Genomic DNA, 15,567 nt, shown 5'->3' with positions numbered 1-15,567 from the left:
TTAACGGTTGCCTTGCATGGTCGGAGCCTGTACCATCTTGACTCGGCGGCCGCCTGTCAGATCCGCCGTCTACACTGCCTTGAACGCCGAATGAATACACGCAATCGCCGGGTTATTCCCTCACGCATGCGCATTGTTGAACGGTTCAAGAACCTGCCCGCCGGAGAAACCCTGGTTATCGCCGGCGTGGGCCAGCGGGCGGGTGTTCCGGCGAAAAAGGCCGACGCCGGTTGGCCCATGGGGGTGGTGCGACGTCCCGATGGCGACCTGGTCGTGATCGACTACCAGTGGCACCGCATCTGGCGCATCGATCGAGACGGGATCCTCCACGCCTTGGCCGGGGACGGCGTCGCAGGCAACTCGGGCGACGGCGGCCCGGCCGCCGAAGCGCGGTTCCGCCATCCCCATGACCTGTACCAGGACCGCCACGGCAACCTGTATCTCTCCGACCTGGGCAACCACACGATCCGCCGCATCGATTACGAGACCGGCGTCATCTCCCGCGTCGCAGGCAACGGGGCGATCGGCCGGGGCGGCGACGGCGGACCGGCGCTGGACGCGGAACTGGACTGCACCTGCGGCGTGGCCGTAGACCGGGACGGCAACGTGTACCTGTCCAGCGAGTGGACGAACAACATCCGGCGTATCGACGCCCGGACCGGTCTCGTCGAGACCGCCTTCGGCCATCACGCCCGGCACTACCCCTCCGAGCGGGGAGAGAGTCGGCCGTACGGGGGGCCCGGTCTGAGCCTGGGCGGGTACCATGGCGACGGCGGTCCGGCCCGCGACGCGGGGTTCTATCATCCGGAACACCTTGCCTTCGATTCCCGGGGCGACCTGTACGTGTGCGACAATTCCAACGACCGGGTGCGCAGGATCGACATGCGGTCGGGGATCATCGACACGGTCCTGGGAAACGGCCAGCGCGCGTCCAACGGTGACGGCGGTCCCGCCGCGGAGGCGAGCACGCTCATGCCGGACGCCATCTGCCTGGACGCCCACGACAATCTCTACGTCGGCGAGAAGTACGGTTTCCGGGTGCGCAAGGTAGAGCGCGATACGTGCATCGTGCGGACGCTGGTCGGTACCGGTGAACCGGGATTCGGCGAGGAAGGACTGCACGGTTCCGTCACACGGTGCAATTCCGTGGAAGCGGGGATCTTCGCGGACCCGGACGGCACGGTGTTCTGGGGGGACTGCTCCGGCCGGCTGCGCCGCTGCGACGGCGACACCGGTATCGTGACCACGGTCCTGGGCGGCACAGGCGTACACGACGGCGAGGCCGCCACGGCAGGCTTTCTGAACGGCCCCGGCGGCCTGTCGGTCGGCCCGGACGGCACACTGTTCGTCGCCGACGTCTGGAACCAGCGCATCCGGGCCATCGACCCGGGAACCGGGGTGATCCGGACGATCGCGGGCACGGGCGCGCGGGCTTACGGCGGCGACGGCGGTCCGGCCGTCGATGCCCATCTCGGCAACCCCCACGACGTGTCCGTGGACCGGGATGGCCGGGTGGTCATCGCCGATACCCGCCACGGCCACGTGCGGCGCGTGGACCGGGACGGCGTGATCCGCAACGTCGCGGGCGCGGCCTTCAAGTGGGACAAGGGGGACGGCGGACCGGCCCTGAGCGCATGCCTGATGCACGTCCTCGCGGTGGCCCACGGTCCTGAAGACGACATTTACATCGGCGACGCCGGCTGCGGCCGCATCCGGAAGATCGACGCATCAACCGGTATCATCACCACGGTAGCGGGCATCGGGCTTCAGGGATATGCGGGAGACGGCGGTCCGGCGACCCAGGCGCGGATCGGATCGCCCACGGCCATCAGCGTCGATGGATCCGGGCACCTGTACTTCGCCGATGACCGGTACCACGTGATCCGGCGGGTAGATGGGGCTACCGGGATCATTTCTACCGTGGCGGGCACAGGAGAAAAAGGCTTCACGCTGGACGGGTCGCGGGCTTCGCAATCCGCGATTTCCACGCCCCGGGGCCTGGCCCTGGACACGCGGGGCCGGGTGTATTTCTCCGACACGGGCAACAACCGGGTGCGTCGCATCGCGGAGAACGGCGCGCACGAGACGGTGGTCGGCAGTGGGTACTTCGGCGACAGCGACCGTCCGGCGCCCGCGACGGATACACCCTTGAACGAGCCCCACGGCCTGTGTTTCTATGGAGACGATGTGCTCGTCTTGAGCGATCATGGCAATAACCGGTTGAAGGCCGTTCGGATAGGTGATTGAGTGTGAACGCCAGTGGCGTACAGGCCATTGAGCAAGCGATGCCGACTTGGACAGTGGTCGACTGTGCACGCGATGCTGGCGCGGAAATGGCCGACGGAGTGCACGTCCGGAAGTCTCGATGAAACCGTGAACAGACAGGAAACCCAGAACCAGACAGGAGAAGGAATGAAGATTACCGAGATAAAGACCGCCGATGTGAAGGTGCCGTCCGGATACACGTATCACTACGTCCGCGTGTACACCGACGAGGGCGTGTACGGTACGGGAGAGACCAGTCACGTGGACGGCGGCTGGCGGGATTCGACCCGCCATATGGCGAAGATGATCATCGGCATGGACCCCCGCGATGTGGACGCCTGCTTCGAACTCATCCGCCGGAAGTACATTTTCATGGGCGGTGCGGGCGGCACCTCCATTTCGGCGCTGACCGGCATCGAGATCGCGCTCTGGGACCTTGCCGGCAAGGCTCAGGGCGTACCGGTATACCGCCTCCTGGGCGGCAAGTTCCGGGACCGGGTCAGGCTGTACGTGGACAGCGCGCACGCCGACTACAACGAGCGCGCCGCAGAGGTGAAGGAACGGGGTTTCACGGCGATCAAGTTCGATCTCGACGATGCGGAGAACCCCCACAAGCTGGACCCCTGGAACTGGTCGGTCACGCCGGACGAGTTGAAGTCGCTCGTGGACCAGGCCTTCGCGATCCGGGAGGGCATCGGCCCATCCCTCGACCTGGCCATAGACCTTCACGGCCGGTACGACGCGACGGCCGGGATGAAGATGGCCCATGCATTCGAGCCGCTGAACCTCCTTTGGCTCGAGGAACCTGTGCCGCCGGAGAACATCGATGCGCTGGCCAAGATCACCCAGGCCACGGAGACACCCATCTGCGTTGGCGAGAACCTCTATCTCCGTCACGGATTCAGGGACCTGCTCCAGCAGCAGGCCGCCGACATCATCATGCCGGATATCTCGAAGTGCGGAGGACTGTCGGAATGCAGGAAGATCGCCAACATGGCCGAGATGTACTACATGCCCTTCGCCCCGCACAACAACTCCAGCGCGCTGAGCACGGTCGGCGACGCCCACGTCTGCGCGAGCGTACCGAATTTCCTGGTTCTCGAGTATCACCGGTTCGACGACCCTACGTGGGACGACGTGCTGGCGACGGATGAGTCGGTCATCCAGGACGGTCACGTGGTATTGACAGAAGCGCCGGGTCTGGGCGTGGAACTGAACGAGGAGTTTCTAGCGTCGCAGATGCCGGAAGGGGAAGCGTTGTGGCAGTGAGATAATCTGCCATGGAATCCTGGCTTGATGTTTCGTGTTGATTAGAAAGATTCACTACAGGGAGGCAACATGCACTGGTACATAGACGTGCTGAAGAAGTACGCGGTATTCGAAGGCAGGGCGCGAAGGAAGGAATACTGGATGTTCGCGCTGGTCTCGGCACTAGTACTGATATTCCTCAGCTTGATCGACGAAATGACGGGATGGAAGGTCTGGGACGACGAAGGGGTGCTCAGCTTGCTTTACAGCATCGCCGTCTTCGTACCCACCTTTGCCGTGCTGGTACGCCGGCTACACGACACGGACCGTAGCGGCTGGTGGTGCCTGATCCTGCTGATTCCGCTCATCGGACTTATTGTGGTTTTCGTGTTCCTGGTCTCGAAAGGTAACGAAGGCGACAACCGATTCGGACCCGACCCTAAGGCGGAAACGGCCAGGTGGTAAGAGGTCGGCGAGACCCGTGGAAAACATTCTGGTTTGCCGTTCGTCTCACGATCGGGACTGGACAATGCTCTCCCGGACCTGACGCATGAGCTCGCTGTTATTGAGCCGGGCCGCATCCATGATCAGGAACCAGTCGATGATCGTCCAGATGAACAACCCACCGAGGGTCAGTAACTTGGCGATGCCGAGGCCTACATCGCCAATATAGAACCGGTCGACACCGAGTGAACCGCCAATGATACTGATTGCGAGAGCGGTTCGGGGGTCTTTACGCCGGGTTGCGAACTGCACGTCGAACTGCAACTTCTCACCGTTCGCCAGATCTTGTTTTGCCAGGTTCGCTTCCCGCAATTCCTGTTCATTGGACATGACATGGTCTCCCGTGGTTTGTGGTCTGGAGTCGAGGACGGCTCGATCCGCGCCATATCCTCGACTGGATTGCATAAGGTCTTGAACACTTGACCAGCGTGTAGTTATAGTACCTGACATATATTGGACAAGCGATTTCGTATTTTAGTTTCCTTCTGTTTTGGCGACAGCGGTTCGAAAGCTTATCGTTGAGCTATAGCATTCTGCATTGCATACGTAGATCCAGCGTCATCCCACGAAAGGACAGACCATGATCAGGGTGGGTTCTATCGGACTTGGCGGCATGGGGTCGCACCAGGCCAGGGCCTTTTACGGGGTTGAGGGTTGCAAGCTGGTCGCGGGCGCCGATCCGTCCCCTGAAATGCGGGCGCGTTTCGCCGAGACCTTCCCGGGCACGAAGCTGTTTGATTCCACGGAGGCCATCGTCAACAGCGGGGAGGTGGACGCCGTCGTGATCGCCGTGCCGACCGGACTGCACTGCGCCGCGGCATTGACCGCCCTGGATTCGGGCATCCCGGTGCTGGTGGAAAAGCCCATGGCGCGCACGGTGGAGGAATGCCGTCGGCTCAACGAGGCCGCGGATCGCAACAACACCTTCATCATGGTCGCCCACTGCCGCCGTTTCGACCCTCACTGGAAGTCCTGGGGCGCGTACGTGGCCGCGGGAAAGCTGGGGTCGCCCATCCTCTGGCGCAACGCCATGGCCGGGTTCGGCCCCGGACGCTGGTACATGGACCACGACATGGGGGGCGGACCCCTGATGGACGGCGCCGTGCACAACTACGACTTCGCCAATTTCCTATTCGGCGATCCCGATAGCGTCCTTTCCAGTTCGATCAACTTTGAACCCGAGTCGTCCGCCCTGGATACCTGTTCCGCCATCATACGCTACGGGAATGGTAACCAGTTGCTCATGTCCTGGAGCTGGGCGGCCCGGGGCAACGGGCTGCACGACATCATCGGACCGAAGGGGTTCATTCAGTTCGGCACCGGGGATCTGCCCGATCCGGAAGACGCCGAACCCCACCAGTACTGCTGCTTCACGGATCGGGAAGGCGAACAAACCCTGATCAAGGCGAAATCGGAACCCGACATGTATGCCTTGCAGGCGGAGCACTTTCTATCCTGCGTGCGCGGTGACGTCACCTGCTTGTCGCCGGGTACGGAGGCGATCAAGGCCATCGCCGTGGCGGATGCGATCCTGCGGGCCGGTCCCGGAGGAGAAGCGCGAGAGGTGGTCTGGACGTAACGGTCCGGATCGAGCGTTCGCACCGACCGGCTCGAATTTGCGTGTACTTGCTTGTTTTTCTTAATCGGTTCAACAAGGATTCACCCAACCCACGAGGGCAACAACATGAATAGACTGGTGTGTTTCTTTACGAAGAACCTCGGTATGACCGATCTCGGTCTGCTTATCATCCGCATCGTGATCGGGTTCAGCATGGCGGCCTATCACGGATGGGGCAAGATTTCCAATCCCGGGCGCTGGGCCGCCATCGGCGGCAACATGGAACTGGTCGGCATCAGCTTCCTACCGGCGTTCTGGGGCTTCATGGCCGGGTTCGCGGAGTTCTTCTGCTCGATCCTCGTGATGCTCGGCGCGTTCTTCCGACCCGCGACGACGCTGCTCGCGCTGACCATGCTGATGGCCATGCTGCGTCATCTGTCGCTGCCGGCGGACGATCCGGCTTCCGGGCTGAACGGCGCATCGCACGCCATGGAACTCTGCGCCGTTTACATTGCCCTCTGGTTTGCCGGACCGGGCAAGTACAGCCTGATGCCGGGAACGATGAAAGAGCAGTCCTAGCGGCCCTGTGGCATCGAAGCGGACTTGGAGACGTATGGATCAAACCGTCGAGATCGGGGTGATTTCAGATACCCACGGCCTGTTGCGGCCGGAGGCCCTCGACGCGCTGGAGGGCGTGGATCGGATCATTCACGGCGGGGACGTGGGCGGCGAGAGTATCCTAGACGACCTGTCGGCGATCGCACCGGTAACGGTCGTGCGGGGGAACACGGACTACCAGCCCTGGGCGGCGCGTTTGCCAGTGACCGAAATGTTGGAGGTGGGAAGCCGGACCATCTACGTGGTCCACGATATCGAAGACCTGAACGTGGATCCGGCCGCGGCAGGTATCGACGTGGTCATTTACGGCCATTCCCACAGGCCGGTATGGGACCAGCGCGGCGATGGGGTATGGCAGCTCAATCCCGGCTCCGCAGGACCCCGCCGTTTCAGTCTTCCCGTCACGGTTGCCCGTCTACAGGTATCTACAAAGTATTTACGCGGAGAGATAAAGTACCTGGTGGTCTAGGTCGCGGTTCGTCGTTCTACGCGGCGGGCGATGACGGACGGCAGGCGGCAGCGGGCAGCAGCGGGCAGCGGGCAGCAGCGGGCAGCAGGCGGCAGCAGGCGATTACGATATCAATACTCGGCCACGGTCATGGCCTCGAAGCGGTCGGTGTCCCACTCCGCGCCCCAGCCCGGGCCGTCGGGCGGTACGATGTGGCCGTCCGCGACGAGTGGCTTGTTGACCATGCCCCAGGTGCTGGCCGTGTCTACGAATCCGTGGGCTCCGGTCTCGTAGAAACCCGTGTTGTCGATACAACATCCGAGATGGGCGTGGACGAGTCCGAAGAGGCCGCCCTCGGCATTCAACTCGATGTTGGTGTCGTACATCTCGGCGAAATGGGCCATCTTGAGCACCTGCGTGGTCCCGAACCGCGCGTTGGCCCGCAGCAAGTCGGTCGCCCCTGAGATCAGCCGCTGGGTCGAAATGCCCAGGTCGTGCATCAGCGTCTCGTTCCCCATCACCGGAATAGTCAGCTCTCGGCACAGTTCCCGGTACTGATGCTCCTTGTGTTCGTGCATCGGTTCTTCCAGCCAGACAAAGTCCAGTTCCTCCATGACCCGTCCCACCTCGATGGCTTCTTGCAGCGTGTAGGAACAGACCGGGTCGTTCAGCAACAGGTAGTCGGGACCGACGATCCTCCGCACTTCCCGGAAAATGGAGATGTCCGCTTTTCCGCCTTTGTAGGTGTGGAACTTGTAGGCGTTTACGCCGTATTCCCTGCCGTCTTCGATCATCTGCAGGTAGGTCCCGATATCGGCATCCCCGCCGGTCAGATACACCGGGAACCGGTCCCGGACCCGGCCGATCAGGGCGTAGACCGGCAGGCCGGCTGTCTTGCCCGCGATGTCCCACAGACAGTTGTCGAAGTCGCCGAACCAGCCGGGTCTCTGATACAGCCAGCGGGTCCCCTTGTGGAGCAGCTGGAAGAGTTCTTCCCGGTTCAGCGGGTTCTTGCCCATCACCTGCGTCCGCAGGATCTCCACCTGCTCCCGGTCCATCGTGGTCGTGCACGTGCCCTCGATGCCCTCATCGGTCTCGACCCGGATGAAGTGCTGCCGCAGGTTCCCGCCTTTAGGATGGGACTTGCTGCCGTGGGTGTACTGCGTGCGCCTCAGGCCGGGGACCTGCTTCAATACGTGATAGTACTGCGGCTGGTCGGGATCTTCGAGTACGAACAGCCGGATGCTGGTGATTTTCATGCGGAATCCCGGTGTGCGGGAGGGGGCGCGGATGCGGAAGGGGACACCGATGCGGGTGATGATCCGGTCGCCGGAAGTTCGGCGATGAACTGGTAATCGGGCTCCATCGCCTGGCGGTCCATGATCTGGATGATCTGCTTCCAGGTTTCCCATAACCCGCTGGTGCAGTAAGGCATTTCGTGCTTGATGAGCCGGTGAAGCCTGCCCAGTTTGTAGCAGGGCACCGCGGCGTACATGTGGTGCTCGGTATGGTAGTTCATGTGCCAGTACAGGAACTGCAGGACAGGGTTGATATAGAAGGTTCTGCAGCACAGGCGGAAGTCGGGGATTTCATCCTGCAGGCCCACGTGCTGGGTCGCGTTGCACAGGAACTGCAGCCAGGAGCCGATCATCTTCGGGAAGGTGATGACCAGGAGCACGACCCACAGCCCGTAGACCAGCGAGACGCCCGCGATCAGCATGTGACCGGTGAACATGAAGCGTTCCCAGTTGGTGTAGGCCCGGCGCCGCTCCGGGTCGCTTTCCGGAAAGAGCTCCTGTGACCACTTATCGTCCGGTATCTTGCCCGCGACGGCCGCCAGCCTGCCCTTCACCAGGTCGTAGGGATAACGGTAGTTGACGATCGACGACTTCCACAGGTTCCGCATGTCGAACTTCGCGGGAAGGACCACCTCCTGGTCGTCCGGGTGGTGCAGCGTATACTTGTGGTGTTCGGTGTGGCTCGCCCAGAAGTGGTGGTGGTTGTGCCATCCCAGGAAGGAATACACGCGGAGGAAGAAGCGGTTCAGCCAGCGGGTCCTGAAGACGGAATCATGGACCAGTTCGTGAAATCCGTTGACCAGGAAATGCCAGAAATGGCCGTTAATGAATACCAGGAGTAACGTAACATACCACGGCCAGTAGAGGGAGGAGTAGATAGCGGCGCCGGCGCCGGCGGCGAGGACGGCGAGATAGCCCACGGTCTGCACGAAACCCAGGAAGTCGCTGCGTTTGTTAAGGCTGGCCAATTGTTCCCGCGTGACGCGGCACCGGTACCACTTCACGCGCTTCTTCGGGGGCGGCGCGTTGTACTGCGGTCCCTCGGTCAGCACTTCCTCGTCGGACAGCACGGATTGATCCGGACCGACGACTTCCGGGGAGTCGCCCGATTCGTTAGGATCTCTGGCAGTTTCGCTCACGATGTCATCCTGCCTGCAACATGTTGTAGGGAACGCAGTTAAAGTAAGGTCGATCTACCATGATCGTCAAGCAGAATCTCCCTTGAGAAAACGGTCGAACCAGTCCACCATCCACTCAAAGTACTCGAATCGAAATACGTGGTTGCCATCGGGCTGATAAACGCGGAAGTGGTCGCCGGCACCGGCGTCGAGGTATACCGGCGCCACCGTGCGAATGAGGGCGTCGACCCCGGACTTCGGCATGTCCTCGTCCGACGTGGGCGCCACCATCATGAAGGGCCGGGGCGCGATGCAGTGCGCGACGATATCGGGATGGTCGAAGTAGCGGAGCATGTGGGGCACGTAGAAGTAGGCGCTGTGGCGGTACAGGTCGCCTCCCCGTATGACGCTCTCAAGCTGTCCCACGCCGCCGCAGATGGGCACGCCGGCCGCCAGCCACGGGGCGCAGGCCATGGCGTACCACGTCGCGTTGCCGCCCAGGGACATGCCCGTCAATCCCACCTTGTTGTTCCCGATCCGGTCCTGGACCTGGAGCACGCGGACGCCTCTGAGCGCTTCCTCCACGAGCAGCCCCATCTGCGAGATGCCGTAGGCGAGCAGGTGCTTGAGCTCGATGTACCAGGACACCTCGTTCGTGCCTCGGCCATGGCAGCCCTTGGGTGAGATGGCCAGCGCGACGTAGCCCCGCCGGGCCAGTTCCCGCGCCCAGCCAAAGAGGGGCGGATCGTCCGGACCGTCCTTGTAGAATCTTTCGAGGGCCATGCGCTCGGCCGATCCGCCCGTACCTGGAACGCAGACCACGCCCGGGAGGTGTTCGGCCGGGTTGTCCAGAGGCTCGATCAGGATCGCTGGGACCGTCTCTGCGTGGGAATTGGCGTAGGTCAGGTCCGTGAGCCGGATGCCGTCTTCCACCCGGGATCGCCCCACGGAATAGCCGACCTGTTCCGGGATGTCCGCCATGCCGAACAGCTCGAGCAGCTTCTCGCGGATCTTCCCGGGCGGAATCGATTCGGAATAACGGGGACGCAGCCCCTTGCGGTCATATGTGGGTTCGAAAGGTTCTTCCATGCCGTACCTCAGCGTGGTTTCAGCGGGGCATCGTTTCTACACGGCGTAGGGCGGAAACTCGTGGGTGTGGCGCTGCGCGACTTCGTTGCTTAACTTTCCGTCGCGCATGAAGTCGCCCTCCCGGCCCTGGTCCACGATCAGGCACCGCAGGTGGTCGCGAAGGGCCCGGGCCCTGGGATGATCATCGCTGTACAGGTTCCGGCACTCGAGCGGATCTTCCTGGAGATCGTAGTACTCGAACTGCCCGGTCCGGTAATGCCAGATGAACTTGTCCCTGTGGCCGATCAGGTAGTGGCCGAATTCGAGGTGTTCGGCGTGCAGTCGCTTCCGGTCCAGCCGGTCCGCTTCGCCCCGCACGAGCGGCATGAGCGAACGGCCGTCCATGCGGCCGGGCGCGGGCAGGCCGCACACGTCGAGCAGCGTGGGCATCAGGTCGGCCAGTCCCACGGTCGATTCCGGGTACCGGACGCCCGCGGGGAAATTCATCTGCGCGGGGAAGTTCAGGACGAAGGGCACGCGGATCGAACCCTCGTACCCGTACGACTTGGCCCAGTAATGGTGGTCGCCCAACATGTCGCCATGGTCGCCGACGAAGGCGAAGACGAGATTGCGCAGCTGGAGCATGCGCCACATGTGATAGGTGACCCGCGTGATCTGGGTGTCCACGTGATCGATGCAGCCGTAGTATCCCGCCCGGGCCCGCCGGACGTTCTTGAGGGACAGGGGGAGGTATTCCGCTTCCGGGAAGGGGCCGTGGGCCTTGACGAAGGACATGCGTCCGCCCACGTACTCCGACGGATCGCCCATGGCCGGATCGGGCAGGTCGGGGTCGTCGGCGTACCGCTCGTAGAAGAACGCGGGCGGGTCCCAGGGCGGATGGGGCTTGCTGAAGGACACGTACAGGAAGAAGGGCGTGTCCCGGCCGTGGTCCCGGACGTGCTCGTCCATGACGCGAATGGCCTGCGTGGCCGTCCAGGTGGTCACGTGGAATTCCTCGGGAAAGACGCAGGGGCGGGACGTGTACCCATTATTGGTCACGCCGGCGTTGAACAGGCCGAAGTCGCCCCAGCCCTGTTCGTCGAGCCAGTCCAGGTAGTCGTCGCGGTATCCGGGAGACAGGTACCGTCCTTCCTCGTGGGCGACGATCCGGTCGAAGCCGTAGGGTTCGTCCTGGGGATAGACGTGCCTTTTCCCGATACAGTAGGTCTTGTAGCCGTTCCGCTGGAAAACCCGGCAGAGCGTGTCCGGCTCGTCCCAGGGCGTCATGTCGTTGAAACCGACCATGCCGTGAGTGACCGGCCACTGGCCGCTGAAGAGCGTCCGGCGGGCGCCCACGCAGGAGGGGACCTCCGAGACCGCGCGGGGAAAGTAGTGCCCGGTATGGGCGAGGGCGTCGATGCCGGGCGTGTGGACCACGGGATGGTCCGCGATGCCCAGGGTGTCGCCGCGAAGCTGGTCGGCGCAGATGAGGACGACGTTGGGTCGGTTGCTGCTTGTCATCGGGGATACCTTAGTCCTGTCGACAGCGAGTTAGTAACGCTCATGGACAGGTGGAATGCTGAACCCCAGGAATTGGTCGTGACTAGGACGGAAGCACTTTCTGTCCCAGAACGATATGGTGGAACAAGGGCCGGGTGCGTTCAGGCAGCGCTTCGTATTGCTCCGGGGTGAGCGGCACGACGTCGTCCGGCCTGAATCCCCGGTTGGCCGCGTCGCGTTCGAAGTCCGAAAGGCCGGGAATAATCGGGTTGAGGTTGAACCACCACGCAGCGTACCGGGCGATGATGGCCATGCGGGTCTCGTCGCTGTTGTTGTGTCCGTTGATATGCCAGGTCCGGCTGTCGAAGATCAGCACGCTCCCCGGCTTGCCTTCAGCCTGGATTTCCGACGGGTGCGTCGTTCCCGGTGCCAGGCTGCTGTCGCCTGTTGGATTGTTGTCGGCTTTGTGGCTTCCAGGTACCAGTACCGTGCCGCCGTTCTCCCGGGTAAAGGGCGTGAGCATCCAGATGCTGGTCAGCAGCAGCGGCGCATCGGGATAGGGTGCCGGAATACGATAGTCGTAGCTCTGCCCGAAAGGCCAGTCTGAGTGCAGGCCCCCGCCCGGATTTTCCGTCCGGGGAAAACCGGGATGGAGAATGACGCCCGTGGTCATGGATATGCGGACGTGCTTGCCGAAAAACGCTTCGGCGACCCCCATGATTCGATCGTCGGACAGATACGGGGCGATCGCCGGATCGCAGGCGATGATCCCGCGAACGGCATGCCGGCCGTTTTCCAGATCCTCCGGCCGGCCATCCGCCGTGGCGACAAGGCTGTCGCGAACCTTCACCACTTCGTCGGGAGGTATCACACCGTCTACGACGCACCATCCCTCGATGTGGATCCGTTTTACGAGATCTTCGACGGTTGACATGCCCGTGCCTTAAGTTTAGAGTTCATTCAGTGTATCGATTGCGTTGGTTTCTACCGCCCGGTTCGCGGTTCAGGATCGATACGTAAAACCGGCTGTTTTGTAAAGTCGATTCTCGCCAAACATAACACCGCAGGAGTTGAAGTGATTTCGTACCGCCCCCTCGGTCGAACCGGTCTGAACGTTTCTACCCTGAGCATGGGATCCGGCGGCTACAACCGGCTGGGGCAGACCAGCGATCCTCCGCTGACCGAATCGGAGATGCACCGGCTCGTCCATGGGGTCCTGGACCTGGGCATCAATCTCTTCGATACGTCTCCGGGCTACCTTGAAGCGGAGGCGATCCTCGGGCGGGCCTTTCGCGGCATACCACGAGACCGTTACTACGTCGCCACACGGGTTGTGCTCTCACAGTTCGACGAGGCTAGCGGTCCTGTCCTGATGACACCGGAACAGATCACGGAATCCATTGAGACCAGCCTTCGCCGCCTGGGTGTCGACGAGATCGACGTGGCGCTGATCGCCGCAACCGAAAAGGCGGATTTCGATTACATGATCAACGAGCAGTTCCCCGTACTTGAACGACTTTGCCGACAGGGCAAGATCCGTTTCATCGGATCCAGCGAAACGGCGTTGACGGACGGCGCCCATGCCTGGTTGCAGGCTGCGGTGCCCACTGGAATGCTGGACGTCATCATGATCGCCTACAGCATGCTCAACCAGTCGGCCCGGCATACGGTCTTTCCATACTGCGTAGCGCACGATGTCGGTGTCATGAACATCTTTTCGGTACGCAATATCTTCAAGGACCCGGACCGCCTTGCCGCCACGATCGAAGACCTGCAGGATCAGGAACTGCTGGACGAGTCCATCGATCCCCATTCCCCGTACGACTTCCTGCTTGAAGATCCCGATATCGCATCGCTGGTCGAAGCGGCCTACCGGTTCGTCGTCTACACCGAGGGCGTCACCACCGCCGTCTGCAGCGCGGTAACCCTGGACAAGATCGAACAGAACATCGAGAGCATCGCAAAGGGACCGCTTCCCGAAATGCACATAAAGCGCATACAGCGGCTATTCGGCCACATCAGCGAACCGGTCGGGAACTAGCTGTCGACGTTTCGTCCCTCAATTTCCGTTCGACGCTCTCGATCTTCTCTTCCATGGTCTGCGTACGGTCGGTTCGCGTACCCAGGCGTATGGTCGTGGAAATCCGCGGAGCGCCCATTTCGTGCACGGTCTCGTGGCATTGCTTCACGGCCTCGAAAACCTCTTCCCACTCTCCTTCGATGTTGGTCCCGTAAGCGTGCATGAACGTCTTCAGTCCCGCATTTCTCAACACTCTTTCACAAGCCGTAACGTACGCTGAAACCGATACCCCGACCCCGATGGGCACCACGCACAGATCGACAATGACTTTCATGGCGTCCTCTCCCTGGTTCACTTCACCCTCGGTTCACTTCACCCGTGGTTCAAGGATCTCCGTGAGCCGTGCGGCCACCAGGACATCCTCGCCGGGCTCCATCATATAGGGCATGATGGACAGGCCGTCGCCCCCGCCCATCTCGACGCGGGGTTCGCCTTCGGACAACTGGCGCACGACTTCGTCCGGATCGATGCCGATTTCCGAGGTCTCCCAGTTCATGTGCAAGACCGGTGCGACGTTGGACCGGCCCGGTTGCCGGATCGACGTCCGCATGGACGGAAGCGCTCCGACCGCATCGATCACGGTCTGGAGATATACCTCCCATTCCTTCCATTCCGCTGCGTGATCTCTTTGTACCCACTGCTCCACGGCGGCCAGCAGCCCCATGATCTCCTCTTTCCCCGCCTTCATGGGACGCGCGATGGAATGATGCGGGGCACCGTTCATGAAAGCCGCCCACAGCAGGTCGCGCTGGCCGAGGACCAGTCCGGAAGCCTGGGGCCCCCGGAGGCACTTCCCGCCGCTGTAGGCCACGGCGTCCACGCCGTCCGCCAGGTACGGATTGGGCACATCCGGACGTTCGGCGGCCGCGTCCACGAAGACGGGAATGCCCTGGCCATGGGCGATGTTGACGATCTCGGCCACGGTCATTACGCCGTCGCCCGCGCGGTCGCCGAACAGGGCGACCATGGCGGTGCGTTCGTTGAAGGCGGCCCGGAGACTATCCGGGTCGTCGTCCGTTTCGACGAGTGTGATTCCCACCATCCTGATCGCGTGGTCGTAGACATGGCGGTGGGTCCTGAGTGTGATGACCTCGTTCTTCATGCCCGTGGTGTCCGGCAACCGGGCGATCCGGTCAGGGTCCGTTCCGGCCACGCAGGCGGCGGTAACCTGGCAGAGCGCAGCCGCGCACCCGTTCGTCACGAGTCCGAATTCCGCTTGCATGACTTCGGCTATTCGCCGGCCGACGCCTTCCATGAGTTCTTCGATATGGACGTACTTCCTGGACGCTTCGGCCATGGCCCTGCGGACTTCAGGCAGCATGACCGACCCGCTGTACATGGTCAGCGTGCCCTTGCAGTTGATGAGGGGTCGGACGCTCACGCTTTCATAAGTGGGGTATTCCGGAGCAGGCATTGAGGAGTTCCTCGTAATGGTTCGGAGTTCCACTGCGGCCGTGATTCGCAGCGTGGCGCGCGTGTCGACGGTGTCCTGCGCGCACTTCAGGTTCCGGATAATCTATCCTCAGCGCGTGCCATGTGTCTAACAGATAATCTTCGGGCGCGCTTAAATCCTTGCAATAGCCGGAAATTGTTGTAGAATCCAACTGTTTAATTGGTAAAAAAGCGGCCGAGTCTTGGCACTTGAAGACGTGATTTATAATGATGAAACCTGGAAACGATCTACATCTATCGGAAAGGATGGGTTCGTGCGAATTTCAATGACAGTGGTATTTGCATTCGCGATCGGCTTGCTTGCATGCAAAGGCGATCAGGGACCGTTGGGTCCACGGGGCGACCAGGGCGTTCAGGGTGCCCAGGGTGTGCAGGGCGTCCAGGGTGTGCAGGGCGTCCAGGGTGTGCAG

15 protein-coding genes are annotated in these 15,567 nt (G+C 62.1%); 7 read left to right on the top strand and 8 right to left on the bottom strand.

Translation table 11 applies throughout. The features are described 5' to 3' along the window. Positions 1-126: 126 nt before the first annotated feature. The 3 genes from OXH56_08385 to OXH56_08375 all read left to right on the top strand — a co-directional run bounded on the left by OXH56_08385 (position 127) and on the right by OXH56_08375 (position 3,978). Positions 127-2,247, top strand: coding sequence for a hypothetical protein (locus tag OXH56_08385; GenBank protein MCY3555325.1), 2,121 nt, complete (start codon positions 127-129; stop codon positions 2,245-2,247). A 165-nt stretch (positions 2,248-2,412) separates the two neighbouring features. After that, positions 2,413-3,534, top strand: coding sequence for a mandelate racemase/muconate lactonizing enzyme family protein (locus OXH56_08380; protein MCY3555324.1), 1,122 nt, complete (start codon positions 2,413-2,415; stop codon positions 3,532-3,534). A gap of 69 nt (positions 3,535-3,603) precedes the next feature. After that, positions 3,604-3,978 carry a DUF805 domain-containing protein gene (locus OXH56_08375; GenBank protein ID MCY3555323.1) on the top strand — a complete coding sequence of 125 codons (375 nt, stop codon included), beginning with the start codon at positions 3,604-3,606 and terminating at the stop codon, positions 3,976-3,978. 45 nt (positions 3,979-4,023) lie between these two features. Here the strand turns inward: OXH56_08375 and OXH56_08370 are convergent, their stop codons facing one another. Continuing rightward, entirely contained in the window at positions 4,024-4,347 is a 324-nt protein-coding gene (locus tag OXH56_08370) for a TM2 domain-containing protein (GenBank protein ID MCY3555322.1), read from the bottom strand. 250 nt (positions 4,348-4,597) lie between these two features. Here OXH56_08370 and OXH56_08365 point away from each other — a divergent pair, with 250 nt between their 5' ends. From OXH56_08365 to OXH56_08355, 3 genes are all read left to right on the top strand, one after another. Then, on the top strand, positions 4,598-5,596 hold the full coding sequence (locus OXH56_08365) for a Gfo/Idh/MocA family oxidoreductase (protein ID MCY3555321.1): 999 nt from the start codon (positions 4,598-4,600) through the stop codon (positions 5,594-5,596). Between the two features lie 105 nt (positions 5,597-5,701). Next, positions 5,702-6,154 carry a DoxX family protein gene (locus OXH56_08360; protein ID MCY3555320.1) on the top strand — a complete coding sequence of 151 codons (453 nt, stop codon included), beginning with the start codon at positions 5,702-5,704 and terminating at the stop codon, positions 6,152-6,154. Between the two features lie 34 nt (positions 6,155-6,188). Then, positions 6,189-6,662, top strand: coding sequence for a metallophosphoesterase family protein (locus OXH56_08355; protein ID MCY3555319.1), 474 nt, complete (start codon positions 6,189-6,191; stop codon positions 6,660-6,662). A gap of 110 nt (positions 6,663-6,772) precedes the next feature. Here OXH56_08355 and OXH56_08350 read toward each other — a convergent pair whose 3' ends face one another. The 5 genes from OXH56_08350 to OXH56_08330 all read right to left on the bottom strand — a co-directional run bounded on the left by OXH56_08350 (position 6,773) and on the right by OXH56_08330 (position 12,559). Beyond that, positions 6,773-7,900 (bottom strand): hypothetical protein, encoded by a 1,128-nt coding sequence (locus tag OXH56_08350; protein ID MCY3555318.1) that lies wholly within the window; start codon positions 7,898-7,900, stop codon positions 6,773-6,775. After that, entirely contained in the window at positions 7,897-9,078 is a 1,182-nt protein-coding gene (locus OXH56_08345) for a fatty acid desaturase (GenBank protein MCY3555317.1), read from the bottom strand. The genes OXH56_08350 and OXH56_08345 overlap by 4 nt, the downstream gene beginning before the upstream one ends. Positions 9,079-9,144: 66 nt before the next feature. Continuing rightward, positions 9,145-10,146 carry a hypothetical protein gene (locus OXH56_08340; protein ID MCY3555316.1) on the bottom strand — a complete coding sequence of 334 codons (1,002 nt, stop codon included), beginning with the start codon at positions 10,144-10,146 and terminating at the stop codon, positions 9,145-9,147. A gap of 36 nt (positions 10,147-10,182) precedes the next feature. Beyond that, positions 10,183-11,646, bottom strand: coding sequence for a sulfatase-like hydrolase/transferase (locus OXH56_08335; protein MCY3555315.1), 1,464 nt, complete (start codon positions 11,644-11,646; stop codon positions 10,183-10,185). An 82-nt stretch (positions 11,647-11,728) separates the two neighbouring features. Then, positions 11,729-12,559: a phytanoyl-CoA dioxygenase family protein gene (locus tag OXH56_08330; protein ID MCY3555314.1), complete on the bottom strand. Its 831-nt coding sequence runs from the start codon at positions 12,557-12,559 to the stop codon at positions 11,729-11,731. Between the two features lie 141 nt (positions 12,560-12,700). On the opposite strand from OXH56_08330, the gene OXH56_08325 reads away from it, so the two are divergent. Beyond that, complete coding sequence (locus tag OXH56_08325) at positions 12,701-13,666, top strand: aldo/keto reductase (GenBank protein ID MCY3555313.1); 966 nt, start codon at positions 12,701-12,703, stop codon at positions 13,664-13,666. Here the strand turns inward: OXH56_08325 and OXH56_08320 are convergent. Further along, positions 13,644-13,979 carry an MTH1187 family thiamine-binding protein gene (locus OXH56_08320; GenBank protein ID MCY3555312.1) on the bottom strand — a complete coding sequence of 112 codons (336 nt, stop codon included), beginning with the start codon at positions 13,977-13,979 and terminating at the stop codon, positions 13,644-13,646. The two genes, OXH56_08325 and OXH56_08320, sit on opposite strands and share 23 nt — an antisense overlap. 33 nt (positions 13,980-14,012) lie before the next feature. After that, positions 14,013-15,119 carry an aminotransferase class V-fold PLP-dependent enzyme gene (locus tag OXH56_08315; GenBank protein ID MCY3555311.1) on the bottom strand — a complete coding sequence of 369 codons (1,107 nt, stop codon included), beginning with the start codon at positions 15,117-15,119 and terminating at the stop codon, positions 14,013-14,015. Between the last annotated feature and the right edge of the window lie 448 nt (positions 15,120-15,567).

The sequence above is a fragment of the Gemmatimonadota bacterium genome (assembly GCA_026702745.1).
Lineage (GTDB): Bacteria > JAAXHH01 > JAAXHH01 > JAAXHH01 > JAAXHH01 > JAAXHH01.
Note: the sequence above shows the minus strand (reverse complement) of the source record. Positions and strands in the feature narration are given on the sequence as shown.